General features: G+C 70.7%; 16 protein-coding genes. 5 read left to right on the top strand and 11 right to left on the bottom strand.

What is annotated here, in order from left to right:
* Positions 1 to 38 precede the first annotated feature (38 nt).
* Entirely contained in the window at positions 39 to 1103 is a 1065-nt protein-coding gene (locus SSP08S_RS51900; RefSeq protein WP_019075557.1) for a GlxA family transcriptional regulator, read from the top strand.
* A 26-nt stretch (positions 1104 to 1129) separates the two neighbouring features.
* Here SSP08S_RS51900 and SSP08S_RS51905 read toward each other — a convergent pair whose 3' ends face one another.
* The 5 genes from SSP08S_RS51905 to SSP08S_RS51925 all read right to left on the bottom strand — a co-directional run bounded on the left by SSP08S_RS51905 (position 1130) and on the right by SSP08S_RS51925 (position 7215).
* Positions 1130 to 2308 (bottom strand): lactonase family protein, encoded by a 1179-nt coding sequence (locus SSP08S_RS51905; RefSeq protein ID WP_019075558.1) that lies wholly within the window; start codon positions 2306 to 2308, stop codon positions 1130 to 1132.
* Positions 2309 to 2582: 274 nt separating this feature from the next.
* Positions 2583 to 3893 carry an MFS transporter gene (locus SSP08S_RS51910; protein ID WP_019075559.1) on the bottom strand — a complete coding sequence of 437 codons (1311 nt, stop codon included), beginning with the start codon at positions 3891 to 3893 and terminating at the stop codon, positions 2583 to 2585.
* A 101-nt stretch (positions 3894 to 3994) separates the two neighbouring features.
* Positions 3995 to 5044, bottom strand: a complete 1050-nt coding sequence (locus tag SSP08S_RS51915) for a Zn-dependent alcohol dehydrogenase (RefSeq protein WP_019075560.1) — start codon at positions 5042 to 5044, stop codon at positions 3995 to 3997.
* Positions 5044 to 6192 carry an acyl-CoA dehydrogenase family protein gene (locus SSP08S_RS51920; protein WP_019075561.1) on the bottom strand — a complete coding sequence of 383 codons (1149 nt, stop codon included), beginning with the start codon at positions 6190 to 6192 and terminating at the stop codon, positions 5044 to 5046. The genes SSP08S_RS51915 and SSP08S_RS51920 overlap by 1 nt, the downstream gene beginning before the upstream one ends.
* A gap of 108 nt (positions 6193 to 6300) precedes the next feature.
* Positions 6301 to 7215, bottom strand: coding sequence for an SDR family oxidoreductase (locus tag SSP08S_RS51925; protein ID WP_019075562.1), 915 nt, complete (start codon positions 7213 to 7215; stop codon positions 6301 to 6303).
* A 95-nt stretch (positions 7216 to 7310) separates the two neighbouring features.
* Here SSP08S_RS51925 and SSP08S_RS51930 point away from each other — a divergent pair, with 95 nt between their 5' ends.
* Positions 7311 to 8267, top strand: coding sequence for a cyclase family protein (locus SSP08S_RS51930; protein WP_019075563.1), 957 nt, complete (start codon positions 7311 to 7313; stop codon positions 8265 to 8267).
* Between the two features lie 341 nt (positions 8268 to 8608).
* On the opposite strand, the gene SSP08S_RS51935 is transcribed toward SSP08S_RS51930, so the two are convergent.
* From SSP08S_RS51935 to SSP08S_RS51955, 4 genes are all read right to left on the bottom strand, one after another.
* Entirely contained in the window at positions 8609 to 9079 is a 471-nt protein-coding gene (locus SSP08S_RS51935) for an ATP-binding protein (protein WP_019075564.1), read from the bottom strand.
* 509 nt (positions 9080 to 9588) lie between these two features.
* The gene (locus SSP08S_RS51945; protein ID WP_026179563.1) at positions 9589 to 10482 is read right to left on the bottom strand and encodes an acyl-CoA dehydrogenase family protein; all 894 of its coding nucleotides are present in this window, start codon (positions 10480 to 10482) and stop codon (positions 9589 to 9591) included.
* Position 10483: 1 nt separating this feature from the next.
* Positions 10484 to 11617: an acyl-CoA dehydrogenase family protein gene (locus tag SSP08S_RS51950; RefSeq protein WP_019075567.1), complete on the bottom strand. Its 1134-nt coding sequence runs from the start codon at positions 11615 to 11617 to the stop codon at positions 10484 to 10486.
* Complete coding sequence (locus SSP08S_RS51955) at positions 11617 to 12813, bottom strand: amidohydrolase family protein (protein WP_019075568.1); 1197 nt, start codon at positions 12811 to 12813, stop codon at positions 11617 to 11619. The genes SSP08S_RS51950 and SSP08S_RS51955 overlap by 1 nt, the downstream gene beginning before the upstream one ends.
* An 86-nt stretch (positions 12814 to 12899) precedes the next feature.
* On the opposite strand from SSP08S_RS51955, the gene SSP08S_RS51960 reads away from it, so the two are divergent.
* Entirely contained in the window at positions 12900 to 14441 is a 1542-nt protein-coding gene (locus tag SSP08S_RS51960) for a class I adenylate-forming enzyme family protein (RefSeq protein WP_019075569.1), read from the top strand.
* Here the strand turns inward: SSP08S_RS51960 and SSP08S_RS51965 are convergent.
* The gene (locus SSP08S_RS51965; protein WP_019075570.1) at positions 14425 to 14937 is read right to left on the bottom strand and encodes an EF-hand domain-containing protein; all 513 of its coding nucleotides are present in this window, start codon (positions 14935 to 14937) and stop codon (positions 14425 to 14427) included. The two genes, SSP08S_RS51960 and SSP08S_RS51965, sit on opposite strands and share 17 nt — an antisense overlap.
* 140 nt (positions 14938 to 15077) lie before the next feature.
* On the bottom strand, positions 15078 to 15467 hold the full coding sequence (locus tag SSP08S_RS51970) for an STAS domain-containing protein (RefSeq protein ID WP_019075571.1): 390 nt from the start codon (positions 15465 to 15467) through the stop codon (positions 15078 to 15080).
* Between the two features lie 321 nt (positions 15468 to 15788).
* Between SSP08S_RS51970 and SSP08S_RS51975 the strand changes: the two genes are divergently transcribed.
* Complete coding sequence (locus SSP08S_RS51975) at positions 15789 to 16370, top strand: sigma-70 family RNA polymerase sigma factor (protein ID WP_019075572.1); 582 nt, start codon at positions 15789 to 15791, stop codon at positions 16368 to 16370.
* Positions 16371 to 16429: 59 nt separating this feature from the next.
* Positions 16430 to 17620 carry a maleylpyruvate isomerase N-terminal domain-containing protein gene (locus tag SSP08S_RS51980; RefSeq protein ID WP_078532884.1) on the top strand — a complete coding sequence of 397 codons (1191 nt, stop codon included), beginning with the start codon at positions 16430 to 16432 and terminating at the stop codon, positions 17618 to 17620.
* Positions 17621 to 17712 lie beyond the last annotated feature (92 nt).

The raw sequence follows: 17712 nt of genomic DNA on the forward strand, positions 1-17712 counted from the left end.
GGACAGCATTCGTTAGGATCGGGCCATACAATCGGGTCATGGCCACAGTCACCACGACCGCCACCGCGACCGCCACCGACGGTTTCCGCCCGCACCGTGTCGTCGTGCTCGCCCTCGACGGGCTGCTCCCCTTCGAGCTGGGCATCCCGCACCGGATCTTCGGCCGCCCCAGGGACGCCGAGGGGCGGCTGCTCTACGAGGTCGTGACGTGTTCGGTCCGGCCGCCGGGGCCCGTCGACACCGACGCCGACTTCGCCATCCACGTCCCGAACGGTCCGGAGGCGCTGGCCACCGCCGACACCGTGATCGTCCCGGCGTCGTACGAACTCGGCCCGGTCTTCGAGGAGGGCGTCCTCACCCCCGAGCTCACCGCCGCCTTCGCCCACATCCGCCCCGGCACCCGCCTCGCGTCGATCTGCACGGGTGTCTACGTCCTCGCCGCCGCCGGTCTCCTCGACGGGCGCCCGGCGACCACGCACTGGGCGGAGGCCGAGCGGTTCCAGCAGCTCTTCCCGCGGATCGAGGTGGACGCGGACGTGCTGTTCATCGACGACGGCGACGTGCTGACCTCGGCGGGTGTCGCGGCCGGGATCGACCTGTGCCTGCACATGGTGCGCCGCGACTTCGGCACGGCGGTCGCCAACGACGTGGCCCGCCGCACGGTCGTACCGCCGCACCGCGACGGCGGGCAGGCGCAGTACATCCACCGCCCGGTCCCCGACCCGCAGTTGGCGACCACGACCGCCGCCCGGGCCTGGGCGCTGGGCCGGCTGCACGAGCCGATCCAGCTGCGCGACATGGCGGAGCAGGAGGCGATGTCCGTGCGCACCTTCACCCGCCGCTTCCGCGAGGAGGTCGGGGTCAGCCCCGGCCAGTGGCTCACCCAGCAGCGCGTCGAACGCGCCCGGCACCTCCTGGAGTCCACCGACCTGTCCATGGACCAGGTCGCCACGGACGCGGGCTTCGGCACCGCCCAGTCGATGCGCCAGCATCTGCAGGCGGCACTCGGTGTCACTCCGACGACGTACCGCCGGACGTTCCGCACGGGCGGGGGCAGGGGCAGCGGGTCCGAGAGCTACGGCGGTGTCGGCGCCGCGTCCTGAACCCGTGCCCCGCGTGTGTCGCCCCGTCAGCCCGCGACGATGCCCTCCCCGCCGACTGCGCCCGGCACCACGACCGAGCCGATCTCGGTGAGCGACCCGTTCTTGCCGACCCGGAACTCGTCCACGATGCCCTTGATCCCGGTCTGGACGTACAGGTACCGGCCGTCCGAGGAGGCCGCCGCGTCCACCGTGCCGGCGTCGGTGGCCGTGTTGCCCAGCGCGGTCAACTTGCCCTGGGCGCCCACCCGGTAGCCGGACAGTGTGCCGCTGGCCGCGTTGGAGGCGTACACGTAACCTCCGGCGGTGACCGCCCAGCAGGTGGCGGTCTGACCGGTCGCAACGGTGCCCTTCGCGGTCAGTCCGCCGTCATGGGCCACGGCGAAGGTGCCCACCGAGTTCGTCCCGGCCTCCGTCACATGGATCCGTCCGGCGGAGTCGAAGTCGAAGCCGAACGGCACGGCCCCCGGGAGCGAGGTCACCACGGGCCGCTCGGACGGACCGCCGTACCGGCCGACCGGGAAGACGTCGATGCTCTGCCCGGCGGCCTTGGTGGTGACCACGAGCTTCGAGCCGTCGGGCGTGAAGGAGATCTGTCCCACGGCCGAAGCGGTTGCGGCCAGGCCGAGTTCGCGGTGCCAGGACGGGACCTCGACCAGCCGCTCACCGGTCCGCACGAAGCCCTGTATCGAACCGCCGCCGAGCGCGTTGGCGACGTAGACCCGGTCGCCGTGGAAGGTGACGCCGACCGGGAACTGCCCGCCGCTGGAGATCTCCTGGACACGGCGCAGCTGGGTGCCGTGCACGGCGAAGACGGTCACGGTGTCGCTGCCCGCGTTGACGGCGTAGAGCAGCTGGTGGTGCCGGTCGTAGGCGAGCGACCCCTGCGAGGCCAGGTGGTCGGCGACGGTGCCGGCCAGGACTCCGCCCTTGCCCCCGGTGCGGTAGACGCCCTTCTGCCCGAGGGTGCCGTCGGCGGCACGCTCGTAGGCGACCACGGAGTTGGCGGTCGTGTCGTCGGTCTGGACGAAGACGGTCGAACTGCCGTGGTGGGCGCGGGAGTCGGAGCCGCGGTGCGCGTCGGCGGCGCTGGCGGCGGGGGCGGCGAAGAGGGCCGCGGCGGCGAGCGCGACGGCGCCCGTACCCGCCGTGCGGGCGATTCTGACGGCGCGGGAGCTGCGGGAGGCGCGGGCCTTGGCGAGAGCCATGTGTGGGTACTCCTCTTGCGGAAACATGCGGAAGCTTGCGGAAACCGGAAACCGGAAGCACGGAACGCGGGATCAGGAGCCGGCGGAGCGACTCGCGCTCACTGCCGGACGGCTGCAACGCTAGCCCGCGAGCGCGGTACATAAGCGGGCAAAAGTCACGCCCGGGCCCGACGTCCGAGCTTCGTAAGAATCACCGCCAACTCCGCTCGGAGGCACCTGACTTCGCCGGCTCCGCTTCGCGAACGCCGCCAACTCCCCCTCGCGACGCGCGACTTCAGGGACCGAGCGGTCTGGCCCGGTCCCCGCCGTCGGCCACCGTCCCGCCGCCGGCACCCCCATCCGCCACGGCGACTTCAGCACCCTCCGACGCCCGGCCCACCCGGTCCGCCCCCGCTCCCCGGCCCGCGCTCCGCGCCTCGCCCCACCACCCGGTCACCGTCAGCAGCCCGGTGAGGCCCACGCCCGCCAGGATCGCCGTCGACGGCACCGTCACCTTGAGGAGCGCCCCGGCCAGCGACCCCGTCGCCGCGTAACCCGCGCCCGCCGCCCCGTACATGACCGAGTAACCGGCGGCCAGGGCGCCGGGCGGCAGCACCTCGCGCAGGGAAAGGTTGCGGGTGATCATCGCGCCCGACTGGAGTGTGCCGCCCACGACGAGGGCGACCGCGATCCCGGGCGTGCTGGGTATCAGCGCGGCGAGCGTCACGCAGGCCGAGGTCCCGGCCATCAGCACCAGGCTGCGGGTGCGCAGCAGCCCCGGCCAGCCGCGCAGGCCGTAGAGGAAGGCGCCGAGGCCGCCGCCCACCGCCATCCCGGCCAGCAGCGGACCGGACCAGCCGACACCGATGCCGCGCTGTTCGAGCAGGGCGGGCAGGACGAGTTCGGACAGTCCGAGCAGGGTCATGCTGGCCGCGCCGGTGACATAGACCGGCCAGGCACCGACCAGCACCCGGAGCAGCGGAGCACCGGTCCCGCCCGTCCCGCCCGTCTCGTCCTTGGTGTCCGTGCCGCCCGCGCCCCACCCCGCCGGGAGCAGCCACAGTCCCCCGACCGAGGACGCCATCAGACCGGCCGCGAGCAGCAGCGGAACGCGGGGCGCGACGCCGAGCGCCAGTCCGGCCACGGCGGCCGGGGAGAGCGCCCAGACCCCGGCCGTGAGTATCGACTCGACGGACAGTGCCTGCGCCACGGACCGCTCCGGCACCAGGGAGCTGAGCAGGGTGCGCAGCGCACCGGTCGCGGCGGACGGGGCGGCCCCGGCGAGACACGCGAACCCGGCGAGGACGACGGGATGCGCGCCCGGAAACATCCCGAGCCCCAGGAAACCCGCCGCGCCGAGCCCGAGCCCGACCGCCAGTTGCCCCCGCGCCCGCTCGGGCCGCAGCCGCATCCCGAGCACCGGGGCGGCGACGATCTCCCCGAGGACGTACGCCGCCGCGATGATCGCGCCCAGCGAGTAGCCCCCGGGCCGCTCGCGCACCAGGAAGACCAGGGCGAGCGGGGCCATGGCCACGGGCATACGGGCGCCGACGGCGGTGCAGGCCCAGGTCAGGACCTGTCGGGAGACAACGTCGCGGTAGGTCATGCCAGCACGCTACGGGCCGCCACCGACAGCGCCCCACGGGATTTTCCCCACCTGTGGACAACTCCCGTCATGCCACCGTCAGGCGACGGTCCGTACCGTCGTCAGAATGTCAGAACCCCCCGCGCGACCCGCCCCGCCTCCAGGTCCCCCACCGCCTTCTCGAAGTCCTCCACCGGATACGTCCTGGTGACCAACTCGTCCAGCAGCAGCCGCCCTTGGCGGTAGAGCTCGGTGTACAGCGGGATGTCCCGCTGGGGTCGTGACGATCCGTACCGGCAGCCGAGGATCGACTTGTCCAGGAACATCGACGAGACGAGGAAGGACGCCTCCGCCGTCGCCGGTGCCGTGCCGAGCAGGATCGCCTGGCCGTGGCGGTCGAGGAGGTCGACGGCCTGCCGGACCAGTTCGACCCGCCCGACGCACTCGAAGACGTGGTCCGCCCCCGTGGGCAGCAGGTCCCGCACCCCTTCCGTGGACTTCAGGAAGTCGGTCGCGCCGAACTTCCGCGCCGTCTCCTCCTTCGCCGGGTTCGCGTCGACCGCGACGATCCGCGACGCCCCCGCGATCCGGGCCCCTTGAATGACATTGAGCCCGATCCCCCCGGTCCCGATGACGACGACACTCTCCCCCCGGTCGACCCGCGCCCGGTTCAGCACGGCGCCGACCCCCGTCAGCACCCCGCACCCGATGAGCGCGGCGGACGGCATCGGAATGTCCTTGGGTATCCGCACGGCCTGCACGGCCTTCACCACGGTCCGTTCGGCGAAGGCGGAGTTGGAGGCGAACTGGTAGACCGGCTGCCCGCCCCGCGTGAACGGCTTCCCCGGCCGCCCGATGGCCTGCCGGCACATGGTCGGCCGCCCCCGGTCGCACTCGGCGCAGGTACCGCAGTTGGCGAGCGTGGACAGGGCCACATGATCTCCGGGCGCCACGTGGGTGACGCCCACACCCACGGCCTCCACCACCCCCGCCCCCTCATGCCCCAGCACCACAGGAACGGGAAATGGGATGGTCCCGTCCACCACGGACAGATCGCTGTGACACAACCCGGCCGCAGAAATGGCGACGAGCACCTCCCCCGCCCCCGGCTCCCGCACCTCCAAGTCATCCACGACCTGGATCTGCTTGCCGTCGAAGACCACACCGCGCATCAGACGACCCCCTTGGGTTCCCTGGGCAGACCGAGCACCCGCTCGGCGATGATCGTGCGCTGAACCTGGTCCGAGCCGCCGTAGATGGTGTCGGCCCGCGAGAAGAGGAACAGGTGCTGAAGCGGATCGAGTTCGTACGACAGCGACGGCGACCAGTCCACCGGCCCCACCGCCGCCGCGGCCCCCCGCACCGCCATCGCCAGCTCCCCGAGCCGCTGGTGCCACCCGCCCCACAACAGCTTGGCCACACTGGGCGCCCCGGCGTCCCCGGCCCGCCCGAGCGTTCGCAATGCGTTCCACCGCATGGTCCGCAACTCGGCCCACTGCCGCACGAGTCGATCACGTAGGACGGGATCGAGCACAGCCCCGGAAGCGACAGCAGCCTCCACAACCCGCCCCAACTCCCGCGCGAACCCGACCTGTTGGGCAAGGGTCGACACCCCCCGCTCGAACCCGAGCAGACTCATGGCAACGTTCCAACCACCCCCCTCACCCCCCACAAGATGCTCGCCCCGCGCCAACGCCCCGTCGAAGAACACCTCGTTGAACTCGCTCGTCCCGGTCAACTGCCGTATCGGCCGCACCTCGACACGCCCCGGCTGATCCATCGGCACCAGCAGAAAACTCAACCCGTGATGCCGCCGCGACCCCACCTCGGTCCGCGCCAGCACAAAACACCAGTCGGCCTCATGCGCGAGAGAGGTCCAGATCTTCTGCCCACTGATCCGATACCCGTCCGCCTCCCTTACGGCAACGGTCCGCACCCCGGCCAGATCGGACCCCGCCCCCGGCTCGCTGTACCCCTGACACCACAACTCGTCCCCCGCGGCAATGGCAGGCAGGAACCGGGACTTCTGCGCGTCGGTGCCGTGCGCGATGAGAGTGGGGGCGAGCAGGTTCTCCCCGATGTGCCCGGAACGCGGAGGAGCGGAAGACCGGGCATATTCCTCGGCCCAGGCGACCTGCTGAGTGAGCGTGGCACTGCGATTCCCGTACCCGGATTCAGGCCAACCCAGCCCGATCCACCCGCTCTTGCCGAGCGTGCGTTCCCAAGCCCGCCGATCCTGACCGGAATCGGCATGCTCAAGGAGCCAGCCCCGAGCCTCGGCCCGAAACCCTTCATCCGCGTCAATGAATCCAAAATCCACAGGGCTCCCCTATCAACGCCGTCGAGTCCACTCACCCAAGGGGCGCGGGGAACTGCGCGACCAGCCACAACGCACCCGCACCCGCCCAACAACCCAACACCCCACGAGCTATTGGGCGTTAGGCCGGTTCCCCTCCCGCGCAGCCCTCTCCATCTCCTGCAACCGCCCAAGCATCGGCATCGGATCCACCCCCACAGACCCCGGCAAAAACTCCGCGATCTTCTCAACCGTCCAACCGCCGGAGGCATACGCCGACCGCAACTCCCGAGGCTGCGCCCACACCGCGATCTTGGGCCCCGCAACGGTATAAACCTGCCCGGTGATCCCCACCTCCCGAGCAGCATCCGACAGCAAATACACCACCAACGCGGCAACATCCTCCGGCGACCCGATCTCCGCCAACTCCATAGGAACGTTCGCCGACATCCGCGTACGAGCAACAGGCGCCACCGCATTGGCGGTCACCCCGTACTTGTTCAGGCCCAGCGCAGCGCTCCGCACCAGCGAGATGATCCCGCCCTTCGCCGCGCTGTAATTGGCCTGCGAAACAGACCCTTGATGATTCCCACTGGTGAACCCGATCAACGTCCCACTCCGCTGCTTCCGCATGACGGCCGAGGCCGCCCGGAAGACAGTGAACGTCCCCTTCAAATGCGTGGCGAGAACGGGATCCCACTCCTCCTCGGACATGTTGAAGAGCATCCGCTCCCGCAGAATCCCGGCAACACACACCACACCGTCGAGGCGCCCGTACGAAGAGAGCGCGACGTCGACAACCCGCTGCCCACCCGCCATCGTAGAAATGTCGTCGGCGACGGCGACGGCCTCACCCCCCGCCGCCTCGATCTCCTTGACGACCCCCTCGGCGATCTCGCTCGTCGGCGACGCGCCGTCCATCGAGACGCCGTAGTCGTTGACGACGACCCGCGCACCCTCGGCGGCGGCCGCGAGCGCGACGGCCCGCCCGATGCCCCGGCCCGCGCCCGTGACGGCGACGACCTTGCCTGCCAAGAAGTTCCCCATGTCCGGCCCCTCCCGCAGTTTCTGACGGTCCGTTAGATTCGACTCAGATTCTACGACCCGTCAGATGCCTGAGGACAAGCCCCGGGGAGGCCCCGATGTCACTGCCGACGTCACCACCGTCACCGCCGTCACTGGGTCCGGAGTTCCACGCCATCGCCAAGCGCGTGAACAACTGGGGCCGTTGGGGACCGGACGACGAGATCGGCACGCTGAACCTGATCACCGACGAGGTGGTCCGCGAGGCGGCCGCCGAGATCCGGACCGGCCGCCGCATCCCGCTCGCGCTCCCCCTCCGGGCCGACGGCGTCCAGACGGGGATGATCCCGGGCCGGGTCAATCCGCTGCACGCGATGGTGCAGATCAACCAGGAGCTCTTCGGCCCGGGGACGGTGGCGTGCAGCGACGACGCGGTGACGATGGGGCTGCAGGCGGGCACGCACTGGGACGCGCTGACCCATGTCTCGCACTCGGGGAAGCTCTACAACGGCCGCCCGGCCGGCACCGTGACGCCGCACGGGGGCGCCGAGTTCAGCGGTATCGACAAGGCGCGGCACATCGTCTCGCGCGGGGTCCTGCTGGACGTGGCACGCGCGCACGGCGTCGACCGTCTGGAAGGCGGTCACGCGGTGACCCCGGAGGACCTGGAGGCCGCCGAGCAACTCGCCGGCACCCAGGTCCGCGCGGGCGACATAGTGCTCGTACGGACCGGGCAGGTGCAGGTGTACCTGTCCGGCGACAAGCACGGGTACGGCTATCCCTCGCCCGGTCTCTCGATCCGTACGCCGGAGTGGTTCCACGCGCGGGATGTCGCGGCGGTCGCCAACGACACCCTGACCTTCGAGATATTTCCGCCGGAGATCGAGGACTTGTGGCTGCCGGTGCACGCCCTCGACCTGGTCGAGATGGGGATGCTCCAGGGGCAGAACTGGAATCTCGAAGAGTTGTCCACAGCTTGTGGACAAGAGAACCGCTTCACGTTCTTCCTGTCGGCGATGCCCGAACCTTTCGTGGGCGCCACGGGAACCCCGGTGGCCCCCATCGCCATCCTCTAGGGCAGTCCGGTTTTGACGAGGGCCGGACTTACGGTCGGATGGCGGCGCGCTGCTGCCCGCCCCGAGCACGGCACCGCGCTGCCGCCATCCGACTCCGGCGCACCCGTCCCGGCCCCCGGCCCCGAGGGAACCCACGCCGAACACGACCCACACTCGCCGAGGGCCCCCGTCACCGAAGCCCTCGTCGTCCCCTCGCGGCGAATCGCTGCCCACAAGCGTGACCAAACGGTCACGTCGCGTCAACGCCCATCCGGGGATTTATTCCTTAAGCACCATTTTGCCGCAGGGCGCGCGCGGAAGCACGGCCCGGCGCATCTCCGCCGGGCACTTGCAGACAGCACCTACACGGCTTCGTACGCGAAGCCCTCGAAGCCCCCGTACGCCGTGACACCGCCCCCGAACGCGGCGGCCGCGTCCCGGGGTTGGCTGCCCCGGTCCAGCTCGCACCAGATGCGCTTGCCGGTGCCCTCGGCGCTCCAGCCCCAGCGGTCGGCGAGGCCGTCCACCAGCGCCAGTCCGCGACCGCCGGTCTCGTCACCGTCCGCGCAACGCGGCACGGGAGCCGTGCAGCTGGTGTCGGCGACCTCGAGGCGGACCGTGGCCGACTCGTCCGCCTCGTCCGGCAGGGAGAGCCGCAGCACGGCCGGACAGCCCGTGTGCACCACCGCGTTGGTGACGAGCTCGGAGACCAGCAGGATCAGCGTCTCCGCGAGCGGTTCGTCTGCTTCTATCCCGGACCCGGCGAGCCGGGAGCGCGCCCATCTCCTGGCCCGCCCCACCTCTGCGGGGTCGGGCCGGATCTCCAGCTGCACTTGAAGCACCTGCACCGCTCACACCATCCGAACCGGCGGACACATAGCCTCGCGCCTCACGAGGGCCACGATCGTAGCCATTTTCTGCATGGCCAGAACAACGACCGGAGCCAGGGTCACGGAACGTGAATCCCTTGCGAGACAGCATGATTGACGTTCCGTCACCCCAACAAGCGCTTCGGGCATATTCCAGCGCGAAGGAGTACGCGTGCGGGATACTGTGCGACGCTCGTTGCGGGGAGTCGAACAGGCAGGGGTGAAAGCCCGTTCTGCCATACGAACTGCGGAGCGCACCGCCCGATCCGGAGCCGCCTCTCGGGCAACTCCGGCATGGCTCGTACCTTGAACCACTCGCATCCCACACAAGGTACCGGAGCCCCGAGACGACTCCGCGCCGTGACGAGTCACGCATAGGACACAACCCGATATCAACGCTGCGTGATTCCGCCGTGCCACGATCCGCGACACCGTTGTCGGAGCCGTTCCGGTCACCGCAGGCAGGCGCCCCACTACACCGCTCCGCCCACCAGATCGGCCGCGAGCAGCTCCTCACTCTCCGTGTTCCCGCCGCCACGCTGGGCCCGCACCCATGCCCGCTTCAGATGCAGATGGACCTCGGACTCCCAGGTGAAGCCCATCCCGCCATGCACCTGCAGACAGTCCCGGGCCCCGCGCACAGCGGCCTCGTCGGCCAGCAACCGGGCCGCCGCGATGTCCACCGGATCCCCGGTAACGGCCGCCGCGTACACGGCGGCCCGCGCCACCTCGACCCGCACCAGCAGCTGCGCGCACAGATGCTTGACGGCCTGAAACGCCCCGATCGGCTGCCCGAACTGCTCCCGCGTCCGGGCGTGTTGCACCGCGAGCCCGCACACCCGCCCGGCCGTACCGAGTTGCTCGGCAGCGGTGAGCAGCACGGCGACAGGCTCGACACGCGCCGGCGCCGGCACCCGATGCAACGGCGTCAACGGATCCACCGACCGCAGCGCTACGGCCCCCTCGGCCCCCGGCAACACGACATCGGCCTCGTCCAGCCACTCCACGAGCCTGCCGTCGGCAGCGGCGACCACGGTCTCCCCGCCGGCGGCCCCTGGAACCACCCCGGCAGCAAGATGCGTGGCGATCAACGGCCCAGGCACCAGCGCCGCCCCGACCTCCTCAAACACCAACACGGCTTCGGGCAGCCCGAGTCCGGCGCCTCCGTCGGCTTCGGCCAACCGCAGGGAGAACACCCCAAGATCACCGAGGGCCCGCCAAAAACCCCGGTCCAGCAGAGGAGCTGCTTTTAGGGGCGCGGGGAACTGCGCGACCCGCCACGACGGACCCGCACCCGACGAACGACCAATCACATCCCGCACAACAGCCTGCAACGCCCTTTGATCATCCGTAAGTTGAAAGCGCATGTCAGCGCCCCTTCGGCAATCCGAGAATCCGCTCGGCCACGATGTTCTGCTGAATCTGCGAGGTCCCCGCAGCGATCGTGTACGACAGCGACGACAGCCGATCGAGCACCCAAGGCCGCTCCAGATCCAGGGAGTCAGGCCCAAGCACATCCGCAGCGACGTCGTACAACTCCTGCCGCGCATGCGAGTACCGGAGTTTGAAGACCGACCCGCCCACACCTGGGACACCGCCGGAGGCCTCCGCCTCACTCACGTTCCACTGAGTCAGCCGCCACAACGCCCGGAACTCCGCGTTCAACCGCCCCAGTTGCCGCCGCAGCACGGGATCGTCCCACCGCCCGTTCCGCCGCGCCTCGACCGCGAGTTCACCCAACACCCGCCGACAGGCGACGACCTCCCCCACAAAAGCCGTGCCGCGCTCGAAGGACAGCGTCACCATCGTCACGCGCCAGCCGTCGTTCTCGTCCCCCACCCGGTTGCCGACAGGCACCCGCACCTCGTCGAGGAACACCTCGGCGAACTCCGCGGACCCGGCGAGCGTCCGCAGCGGCCGTACGGTGATCCCCGCCGCGTCCATCGGCATGGCGAGCCAGCTGATCCCTCGATGCTTGGGCGCCGAAGGGTCCGTACGGACCAACAACTCGCACCAGTCGGCGACTTCGGCGTGCGAGGTCCAGATCTTGGAACCGGTCACCACGTAGTCGTCGCCGTCCCGCCACGCGCGCGTGCGCAACGACGCGAGGTCGGATCCGGCCTCGGGCTCGCTGAACCCCTGGCACCACACCTCGTCGCCGCGCAGCACGGGCGGCAGCCACCGCTCCCGCTGCTCGGCCGTGCCCTCGGCGGCTATCGTCGGCCCGGCGTGCAACAGCCCCACGAAATTGGCCCCCACGTAGGGCGCGCCCGCCTCCTCCGTCTCCTCCAGGAAGATCAGCCGGGTCGTCGGAGACGCGTCCCAGTGCACATCGCCGTACCCGGCGTCGTACAACATCCGCTGCCAGCCGAGGTCGTAGGCGCGCCTGCCCGGCCAGTCGTCCGGGGACGGCTTCGCGGGCAGGGTGGGGAGCACCTTGGCCAGCCACTCCCGCAGACGCGCCCGGTACTCGTCCTCCTCGGCCGTGTACGAGAGGTCCATTACCGGTCGAGGTCCAGGCCCAGCATGCGGATCGCGTTGCCCCGCATGAGCTTGTAGACGGTCTCGTCGTCGAGGCCCTTGACGTGGTCGAGGGCGACCTCCTTCGTGTGCGGGAAGGTCGAGTCGACGTGCGGGTAGTCGGTCTCGAAGGTCGCGTTGTCCCGCCCCACCACGTCCAGCGAGGCGACCCCGTGCTTGTCGCGGAAGAAGCAGCAGAACATCTGGCGGTAGTAGTACGTGGACGGGGGGTCGGGGATGAGGTCCCGCACCCCGCCCCACGCGCGGTGCTCCTCCCACACGTCGTCGGCGCGCTCCAGGGCGTACGGGATCCAGCCCATCTGCCCTTCGCTGTAGGCGAGTTTGAGGGTCGGGAACTTCACCAGGACGCCGCTGAAGAGGAAGTCCATCATCGAGGCCATGGCGTTGTTGAAGGAGAGGGAGGCCTGGACGGCGGGGGGTGCGTCCGGGGATGCGGCGGGCATCTGGGAGCTGCTGCCGATGTGCATGTTGACGACCGTCCCCGTCTCCTGGCAGGCCGCGAAGAACGGGTCCCAGTAGCCGGAGTGGATGGACGGCAGCCCGAGGTAGGTGGGGATCTCGGAGAACGTCACCGCGCGGACACCGCGTGCCGCGTTGCGCTTGATCTCCTCGACCGCCAACTCGACGTCCCACAAAGGGATCAGGCAGAGCGGGATGAGCCGGCCGCCGCTGTCGCCGCACCACTCCTCGACCATCCAGTCGTTGTAGGCGCGGACACAGGCGAGCGCGACCTCCTTGTCGTGCGCCTCGGCGAAGGTCTGGCCGCAGAAGCGCGGGAAGGTCGGGAAGCAGAGGGAGCCCTCGACATGGTTGAGGTCCATGTCCGCGAGCCGCGCCTTGGGGTCCCAGCAGCCGCGCCGCATCTGCTCGCGGGTGATGCCCTCCAGGGTCATCTCGTCGCGGTCGAAGCCGACGGCGGCGATGTTGCGCTTGTACGGGAACTTGAGGTCCTCGTAGATCCACCAGTCGGTGGGCGGGCCGTCCGGGTCCATCGTGATCTGGTATTTGCCCGCCACGTAGGCGAGTTCACCGATTCCGGCGGTGAGCGGCTGGGGGCCGCGCTCGCGGTACTTCGCCGGCAGCCAGGTCTCGAAGAGGTGCGCGGGTTCGATCACATGGTCGTCGACGCTGATGATGCGGGGCAGTTCGGTGGTCATGGGTTCCCCTCCGCCGGACGGTACTTATCTGATGACCCGTCAGATAGCATGTCACCTGACGAGTCGTCAGCCAAGGAGGGGGCACCATGAACGAGACGCCGCACTCCCTGAGTTCCGCCCGTACGCTGTGGGAACTGGTCGTCCGCCGCGCCGACTTGACCCCCGACCGGCCCGTTTTCCTCCAGGACGACCGCGCCCTGACCTTCGGCGAGTTGCGGGACCGCTCGGAGCGGGTGGCGGCGGGCCTCTACGGCATGGGCGTACGGTCCGGCACGGTCGTCGCCTGGCAGCTGCCCACCCGGATCGAGACCGCCCTGCTCTCCTTCGCGCTGGCCCGCCTGGGCGCCGTACAGACGCCGGTGATCCCCTTCTACCGCGACCGCGAAGTCGGCTTCGCGCTGCGGGAGTCGAAGGCGGAGTTCTTCGCGGTGCCGGGCACCTGGCGCGGCTTCGACCACACGGAGATGGCACGGCGGCTCGGCGCGCGGGGAGTCTTCGAGGCGTACGACGACGCCCAACTCCCTGACGGAGAGCCCTCCTTGCTCCCCGCGCCGCCCGCCGACGGCACCTCGGTCCGCTGGATCTACTGGACCTCCGGCACCACCTCCGACCCCAAGGGCGTGCTGCACACGGACCGTTCGCTGATCGCGGGCGGCTCGTGCCTCGCGCACGCGCTGCGGCTGACGGCGGACGACGTGGGGTCGATGGCCTTCCCCTACGCGCACATCGCGGGGCCCGACTACACGGTGATGCTGCTGCTGTACGGCTTCCCTGCGGTGATGTTCGAGCAGTTCGCGCTGCCGAACGCGCTGGAGGGCTACCGCAAGCACGGGGTGACGGTGGCCGGCGGCTCGACCGCCTTCTACTCCATGTTCCTTGCCGAGCAGCGCAAGCAGCCCGACCAGAAGGTGATCCCCTCGCTACGGCTGCTCGCCGGCGGCGGGGCGCCCAAGCCGCCGGAGGTCTACCACTCCGTCGTAAGGGAGATGGGAGTCCAGCTCACCCATGGCTACGGCATGACCGAGGTGCCGATGATCACCATGGGCGACCCGGAGGACACGACCGAGAACCTCGCCACGACCGAGGGACGGCCGCCCGAGGGGATGGAGATCCGGATCGCGGAGGGCGGGGAGGTGCGGCTGCGCGGGGAGGCCGTGTGCCAGGGGTACTTGGACCCCGCGCAGACGGCCGAGGCCTTCGACGCGGAGGGGTTTCTGCGGACCGGGGACCTGGGGACCGTGACCGACAGCGGGCATCTGATCCTCACCGGGCGGCTGAAGGACGTGATCATCCGCAAGGGGGAGAACATCTCCGCGAAGGAGATCGAGGATCTGCTGGCCGCGCATCCGGACGTCGGTGACGTGGCCGTGGTGGGGCTGCCGGACGCGGAGCGCGGGGAGCGGGTGTGCGCGGTGGTCGAACAGCCGCCGGGGGCCGGGGAGTTGACCTTGGCGGCCGTGACGGACCATCTGCGCGCGGAAGGGCTGTCCGTGCACAAGCTGCCGGAGCAGCTGGAGATCGTGGACGCCCTTCCGCGCAACGAGACGCTGCGCAAGGTGCTCAAGTACAAGCTGCGGGAGCGTTATTCGGATCCCGGGACGGATCCGCGACCTACTCAGGCACGGTGAAGTAGCGGGCGAAGGCGGAGACGATCTCCGCCTCGCCGACCTTGCCGTCGCTGTCCGTGTCGAGGGCGTCGGCCGCCATGGCGGCGATGTCGTCGGGCACCCCGAGGGCCTTGAGGACGCGCACGGTGTCCGCGATGGTCGCCGAGCCGTCGCCGTCCGGGTCCGCGACATCGAGGGCCGCGTGCAGGAAGGGACGGCCGATCTCGGCGAAGCGCTCCGGGTTGTCGCGCAGCCGCTTGACCGCGCCGCCCACGAACTCCTCCCGGCTGACCCGCTGGTCGCCGTCCCGGTCCGCGATGCCCGCCATGCCCTGCCAGAACGCCTCGGCGCCGATGTACAGGGCCTGGCCCTTGTCGGAGCGGGCCGCCGTGCCGAACTCCGCGAGCAGCGCCTTGGCCGCCGAGTTGAAGTCCTCGCGGTCGATGAAGCCGTTGCCGTCCTGGTCGAAGGTGGCGAACCGGGCGGCGATGCGTCGCTCGTACTCGGTGCTGACCATGTCTTTCGGGCCGCCTTACTCATGTGGGGTGCGCTTGGCTGGAGCGTACGACGCCGGGGCGGGTCCGGGAGCCGAAAACGTCGCTTGTACCAAGACCGGGGAAATTCCGAAACAACGGCGTCACCCCGGAAACCGACGCGTCACGCCGAGAGGGGATCCGCCTCCTCTTCGGGCTCCTCCTCTGTGGCCTCCATCACATCCGGGTAGACGTCGAAGAGGCGGCGCACCCCGAGGGCGCCGAGCACCCGGTTGACGTGCGAACCGTCGACGGCGCCCTGGGCCGGCAGGATCAGCCGCAGATGCCCGTGGCAGGAGCGGATCAGCCGGCGGGCGGCGATCAGCACCCCGACGCCGCTGGAGTCGCAGAACAGCACCTCGGAGAGGTCCACGACCAGGCTGTGGTGACCGTCCGCCACCACGTCGTGCACCCGCTGGCGCAGCACCGGCGAGGTCACCAGGTCGAGTTCGCCGGACACGAGGAGCACGGACCAGCCGCCGCGCTCGCCGTCGTTCACTTTGAAGGCCACCATCGCGCCTTTCGCTAGCCGGAACTCCCGGAAACCGTCCGGAAACGGAAGCCGTACCTACGCTTCCTTGCAGCGCGGCTGCCCAGCGGCCGTTCCCTGAAACACGGCAACAGAAACGGAAACCGGTCCGAAGAGGCTTGTTTTAGTCGCCTTCGATCCTGTTCGATCAGTTGTGGACCGGGTAGGCACACGTCCGCTACCACCCGCGCCCCTTCGGGGGCGTGCGATTGCACGAAGGGGCGTGCGCTGTCCGGGGTGCCGACTACATTCGAGGAGACGGTGGGCGCACGCTTGACTTGGGCACGGACACGGTGAGGGGGCCGCATGGCGACGAAGGACGCACCGCCCCGATGGGACCGCAAGATGCAGCAGCGGCTGGCCCGCGGCGAGGCGGCGGCCCTCGGTGAGCTCTACGACCGCTTCGCCTCCCTCGTGCACGCCCTCGCCCACCGCGTCCTCGGCGACGAGCGCGCCGCCGACGGCATCACCCGCGAGGTCTTCGCCCACGTGTGGGAACACCCCGACGCCTACGACCCCAAGCAGGGCCCGCTGCGCTCCTGGGTGGCCGCGCTGACCGCCCGCCTCGCCGTGCAGCGGCTGCGCGCCACCGAGACCGCCGCGCTCGCCCAGGGCGGCCAGGGCTCCACGGAGGAACTGGAGCGCAAGGTCCGCCGCGCCTCCGTCGCCGCCCGCGCCGACTACATCGTCACGTCCATGCCCGCCCCGCTGCGGGCCGCCCTGGAGCTGGCCTACTTCCAGCGCCGCGACTACCGCCAGACCGCCGTCGACCTCGGCGTCACCGAGGACGAGGCCCGCCGCCGGCTGCGCCTGGGCCTCCAACTCCTGTCCACCGCCCACGACACCGGCGCACCGCCGGAACCAGCGGGACCGGGGGGTGCGGTGTGAGCGACGCGAACGACGAGCACGAGGCGTACGACGAGGCTCCAGTGCCGCCGCGCATTCCCATGCCCCGGGCCTCCGTCGAGGACGGCGGTCTGCCGTTGCCCGAGCTCGACGAGGCCGCGTCCCGGCCCGCGCCGCTGGTCCTGGAGCACCCGGTGCTCAAGGCGCTGCTCGGCGCGTGGGCGCTGGCCGCGTGCTCGGCGGCGGAGACGGCGGCCGTGGAGGAACACCTCGGCGAGTGCGGCTCCTGCGCCGACGAGGCGCTGCGCCTGCGCGGAGCGGTGGGCCTCCTCCACCCCGTCGAACCCCTCGACCTCGACCCCGGCCTGCGCACCCGCGTCCTGTCCGGCTCCTTCGACCGCCGGCCGCCGCGCATCCCGGTACCCGAGTGGGCGACGCCGTACGACGCCGAGACCGCGCGCCTCGACGCCCTGCTGCAGGACATAGGCGACGCCGAGTGGCACGCGCCCGTGCGGCTGCGCTGGTTCGACGGCCAGGCCCCGACGAGCCGCCGTACGACCGTCGCCGGGGTCATCGCGCATCTGCTGACCGTCGACGGCCTGGTCGCGACGGCGCTCGGCCTCGACGACCCGCTGACCGGGGAGACGGCCGACAAGGCCACGAACCCGACCGCGCGCACCGAGGCGTACTGGCGCGCCTCCTACTTCCCGCCCACCCGCTCCATCCGCGCACCCTGGCGCGAACAGAGCCACACCATCGTCCGCACGGTGTCCTTCACCGGCACCACCACCGGCAAACGGGCCGTCTCCTACGGCGACTTCGAGCTGCCGCTGCACGACGCGATGCTCGACCGGGCCTTCGAGTGCTGGGTCCACGCGGAGGACATCGCGGACGCGGTCGACTACCCCTACGAGCCGCCGGCCCCGCGCAGCCTGAACCGGATGATCGACCTCGCCGCCCGCATGCTCCCCGCGGTGCTGGCCGAGCGCCGGCGCCACGGGTTGGCTGCGCCGGCCGAGGGACGGCACCTGGTCCCGGCCGGGAACCCTGGCCGCAGCCTCCGCCTGGAGATCGAGGGGCACGGCGGGGGTGAGTGGCTGATCCCTCTCGACTCACCCGGGGCGGTGGGGTCGGCCGAGCGTGAAGTGGCCCATATCGCCCTGGACGGTGTGGAGTTCTGTCATCTGGCGGCCGGGCATGTGTCGCCGGAGGACGCGGCGGCTGGGCAGTTGGGGGATCGAGAGGCGATCAGGGACGTTCTGTTCGCCACAGCGTCGTTGAGCCGGATGTAGGCGGGCGGGTGCGGGTGCGTGGGGGCTGGTCGCGCAGTTCCCCGCGCCCTAAAGGACGAAACTGGGCCCGAGTTAAGAAGGGGCGCGGGGCT

It is taken from the genome of Streptomyces hokutonensis (genome assembly GCF_000376565.1).
In the GTDB taxonomy this organism is placed as follows: domain Bacteria; phylum Actinomycetota; class Actinomycetes; order Streptomycetales; family Streptomycetaceae; genus Streptomyces; species Streptomyces hokutonensis.

Bases quoted from the DNA above. Each gene is read 5' to 3' on its own strand.
- SSP08S_RS51900 (WP_019075557.1), top strand. From the start codon at position 39: ATGGCCACAGTCACCACGACCGCCACCGCGACCGCCACCGACGGTTTC.
- SSP08S_RS51905 (WP_019075558.1), bottom strand. From the start codon at position 2,308: ATGGCTCTCGCCAAGGCCCGCGCCTCCCGCAGCTCCCGCGCCGTCAGA.
- SSP08S_RS51910 (WP_019075559.1), bottom strand. From the start codon at position 3,893: ATGACCTACCGCGACGTTGTCTCCCGACAGGTCCTGACCTGGGCCTGC.
- SSP08S_RS51915 (WP_019075560.1), bottom strand. From the start codon at position 5,044: ATGCGCGGTGTGGTCTTCGACGGCAAGCAGATCCAGGTCGTGGATGAC.
- SSP08S_RS51925 (WP_019075562.1), bottom strand. From the start codon at position 7,215: ATGGGGAACTTCTTGGCAGGCAAGGTCGTCGCCGTCACGGGCGCGGGC.
- SSP08S_RS51930 (WP_019075563.1), top strand. From the start codon at position 7,311: ATGTCACTGCCGACGTCACCACCGTCACCGCCGTCACTGGGTCCGGAG.
- SSP08S_RS51945 (WP_026179563.1), bottom strand. From the start codon at position 10,482: ATGCGCTTTCAACTTACGGATGATCAAAGGGCGTTGCAGGCTGTTGTG.
- SSP08S_RS51950 (WP_019075567.1), bottom strand. From the start codon at position 11,617: ATGGACCTCTCGTACACGGCCGAGGAGGACGAGTACCGGGCGCGTCTG.
- SSP08S_RS51955 (WP_019075568.1), bottom strand. From the start codon at position 12,813: ATGACCACCGAACTGCCCCGCATCATCAGCGTCGACGACCATGTGATC.
- SSP08S_RS51960 (WP_019075569.1), top strand. From the start codon at position 12,900: ATGAACGAGACGCCGCACTCCCTGAGTTCCGCCCGTACGCTGTGGGAA.
- SSP08S_RS51965 (WP_019075570.1), bottom strand. From the start codon at position 14,937: ATGGTCAGCACCGAGTACGAGCGACGCATCGCCGCCCGGTTCGCCACC.
- SSP08S_RS51970 (WP_019075571.1), bottom strand. From the start codon at position 15,467: ATGGTGGCCTTCAAAGTGAACGACGGCGAGCGCGGCGGCTGGTCCGTG.
- SSP08S_RS51975 (WP_019075572.1), top strand. From the start codon at position 15,789: ATGGCGACGAAGGACGCACCGCCCCGATGGGACCGCAAGATGCAGCAG.
- SSP08S_RS51980 (WP_078532884.1), top strand. From the start codon at position 16,430: ATGCCCCGGGCCTCCGTCGAGGACGGCGGTCTGCCGTTGCCCGAGCTC.